3 protein-coding genes are annotated in these 2,674 nt (G+C 33.0%); all 3 read right to left on the bottom strand.

Annotated elements, in window-relative coordinates:
• Nucleotides 1-166: 166 nt before the first annotated feature.
• Genes KO464_09865 through KO464_09855 form a run of 3 tightly spaced genes read right to left on the bottom strand, consistent with a single transcriptional unit; the run spans nt 167 to nt 2,397 of the window.
• Nucleotides 167-1,042, bottom strand: coding sequence for a hypothetical protein (locus tag KO464_09865; GenBank protein MCC7573670.1), 876 nt, complete (start codon nt 1,040-1,042; stop codon nt 167-169).
• A 41-nt stretch (nt 1,043-1,083) separates the two neighbouring features.
• Nucleotides 1,084-1,389 (bottom strand): hypothetical protein, encoded by a 306-nt coding sequence (locus tag KO464_09860; GenBank protein ID MCC7573669.1) that lies wholly within the window; start codon nt 1,387-1,389, stop codon nt 1,084-1,086.
• 12 nt (nt 1,390-1,401) lie between these two features.
• Nucleotides 1,402-2,397, bottom strand: coding sequence for a sodium-dependent bicarbonate transport family permease (locus KO464_09855; protein ID MCC7573668.1), 996 nt, complete (start codon nt 2,395-2,397; stop codon nt 1,402-1,404).
• Between the last annotated feature and the right edge of the window lie 277 nt (nt 2,398-2,674).

The raw sequence follows: 2,674 nt of genomic DNA, 5'->3' as shown, positions 1-2,674 counted from the left end.
GATGAGATAAGCGGGTTGCCTAAGAGCGTTTCTCTTAGGATTTTAGATATAAAAAGTCTCATCAAATTCGTTTGGCTAACTCATTGTATCAAATACTTTTAATTTAAACAACCTGTATCAGTACTTTTCTTGAACACAGCTATTTTAATTTTAATTTTTTAATAATTTATGGATTACAATATTGACAGTTTCCTGGATCTGCTTGTTTTGCTCCATTTGGATATAATTTTTCTTCAGTATATCCACATTTTTTGCAATTGTAGTGATATGACAGTGCTAATTTAGTAGGGAGGCCACACCAGCTACAAGGTAACCCTTCCTTTTTATTTATCAACTTAAAACCTGGCCATCCACATTTCGGGCAGAGATTGAATATATTCTTAATAAGATTATTAGTAGCAGCCTCAATACTTCTCATTCTAGTTGGATTATATAATGCTCTCATATCAGTTTCTATATATATTTCTCCACCATAAGAATTCTTTAGAGCAAATTCAACCGCATTTTCAAGGTCCTCTTTTTGTTGTATACCTTTAATTATATGATTCTTATCCCTTGTAAATTGATTTACTTTTATAACAACTCCATGCTCTGGCATACCTTTTTCTACGGAAAATTCATAGGCCTCTTGAAAGTTTCTTACTATCTTATAACCATAATTAGTTTCTGTTGTAGCTGCAATGCCACTAATGTTTAGATCATTCTCTTTATCAATTAATAATACTATCTCTCGGTTAAATGGTACAAATGGAATGAATGGGTGGGGGCCAAAGGAACCTTCACTGGCAAAAGCTAAAGTTTTATCATATAAGCGCATAGCTTCCATCGCCTTTTGGCTAGCAGCATTATATTGATCACCCATACGCTCTATGTCTCCAGTAAATGTCCCAAACTGATCCGTATTAAATGCTTGAGGAACAACAATTTCAATTCCTAATTCATTCTCTAGTATTGGTGATATCACTTCTTCCTTTTTGTGCATCGTTGCTAATATCGCTACACGATTTTTGAAAAGAGAGTGAATGGTTTTCCTTTTATCCATTAGCTAAACTCCTTCTAAATAGATATGTTGATTTGTATTATTTACTTAACTACTCGAATTTTTTCTAAATATACTATTCCGGCATACCTTGAAGAAAAATATTTATTGTATACCTTTTCAGCCACTTCCTCTGCTTTTTCTTCATCATCTATTATTATTTCTATTCTTATATTATCACCAAACCTGCTAAGTCCTCCAGATATTGACCTCATACCTCGTTGACCTTTCCCTGAGACATCGTTATAAATAGTGTAAGCTCTAATTTCTAAAAACTCTAAATATGTTATTATTTTAGAAATTATTATTCTTTCAGTTATTATGATTACTTTTTCTACCTGTTCTAACAAGTTTAATCACCCCTAGTTAATAAATTGTGAAATCATAGTTGCTAAATGATAGTAAAGTGGGATTCCTAGTATAATATTAAATGGAAATACAATGCCTAAAGCTATGGCTAGACCTAAAGATGGATTAGCCTCAGGGAAAGTATCTCTCATCACTGCAGGTGCAGTTATATAGGACGCACCACTAGCTAAGGCTGCTAATATTGTTGCTCCTCCAGGACTCAAACCAAAAACAGTAGCTAAAATTATGGCGATAGTGGCATGGATAAGTGGTAGGATAATCGCTAATAAAAATGCAATTGGCCTGACATTTTTCAATTCATATAATCTTGAACCGGCAAGTAACCCTATATCAAGCATAAAAATTGTAAATACCCCTTTGAAGATATTATCATAAAATGGCATAAGACTTCTTGTACCTTCAACACCTGAGATAAGTCCAATTAGAAAACCACCAAATATTAATAATGTCGATTTAGCTGTTAAAGAAATACGTAGTATGTCTTTTATGCGATATTCACTTTTATCTGTTTCTGCAGATCGCTTCTTTAAGCCTGCATAACCTAGAATAATAGCAGTAATCAATGCTGCGGTATCCATGAACGGATATAAAGCAGGGACAAACTCCTCAAAATCAGCTCCTATTTGTTGCAGAAAAACTAAAGTCGATGTAAGAGTGACACTACTACATGCCCCATAATGTCCTGCTATCGATCCGGCGTTAGACGAATCAAATCCAAGTTTAGACATTATAATATATACTAGGGTAGTAATGATAATGCCAATAATGACCGCTAGTAAAGCGTATATTAATAATCCCTGAACGCCAGTTTTACTAACTGAAATGCCCCCCTTTAGTCCAATAGTTATTAAAACATATAACGTTATAATTGAACCAATAGAATCCGGTATTTCCAAATCTGATTTTACGGAGACTGCAATGACCCCTAGTATAAAAAATAATATTGCTGGAGATAACATGTTACTAGAAGCAATTTCTAAAGAACTCATTTTTTCACCTAACTTTGTAATGTATTTTGAAAAGCTATTTCGCTTATTATTTAAACACTTTTGTTACTTCGATCCTTAAAAAAGCAATTTTATGCGCTTCATTTGCCACTCACATTATTGTGTATATTATTGGAAAAGCTGTGTTCAAGAAAAATACTGATTTCATAAATATGGTTTTGTAATGTCCACTGGAAACGGTGTAGAATGAATTTCATTAATTAGGAAACGAATTGTTTCCTTGATTGAATAGTTCATTGTAATACGGTTATGTTTATTC

Origin of the sequence: Methanofastidiosum sp. (genome assembly GCA_020854815.1) — an archaeon.
Taxonomy (GTDB): Archaea; Methanobacteriota_B; Thermococci; order Methanofastidiosales; family Methanofastidiosaceae; genus Methanofastidiosum.
The sequence above is the reverse complement of the archived record's forward strand: the minus strand, read 5'-3'. Positions and strand labels throughout refer to the sequence as shown.